Genomic DNA, 580 nt, shown 5'->3' with positions numbered 1-580 from the left:
CTCACCAAGGTTTGCGTAAGCATATTAAAGATGTAGCTAAGGAACATAACATCGAAGTACAATGGGATACGACACCAGGTGGAGGTACAGATGCGGGAAGTATTCATGTCGCAAATGAAGGTATTCCAACGATGACAATCGGTGTTACGCTGCGATACATGCATTCTAATGTTTCAGTGCTCAATGTAGATGATTATGAAAATTCTATCCGTCTTGTTACTGAAATTGTCCGTTCATTGAATGATGAAAGTTATAAAAATATCATGTGGTAATCAAATCCATAAATAATAAAGAATCCTTTTAATATGGTAGGTTGTTAAACAATTGTCTAACTTTAATTCTTAGTCATTAGACAGTATCCATGTTAATAGGATTTTTTGTTTTTAATTTAAATGCTGAAAATCAATTATGCCTAAATTTTGATATTACAAGAAAATGATTTTTTCTTAAATGTAATTGCACTAAAAACCAAAAAAACGGGAATAATATACCTGATATATTACATGAGGAGCGGTGCAAATGTTGTTAGAAATTAAAGATTTAGTGTATAAAGCGAGCGATAGAATCATACTAGATCATA

1 protein-coding gene and 1 pseudogene are annotated in these 580 nt (G+C 31.6%); both read left to right on the top strand.

Annotated elements, in window-relative coordinates; all coding sequences use genetic code 11:
- Positions 1-272 (top strand): annotated as a pseudogene (locus IDG60_RS27030) (peptidase M28); the annotation flags it as partial.
- A gap of 247 nt (positions 273-519) precedes the next feature.
- On the top strand, positions 520-580 hold a 61-nt coding region (locus IDG60_RS27025; RefSeq protein WP_241013307.1), incomplete at its 3' end, for a hypothetical protein.

The organism is Staphylococcus sp. EG-SA-2 (assembly GCF_017152085.1).
Note: the sequence above shows the minus strand (reverse complement) of the source record. Positions and strands in the feature narration are given on the sequence as shown.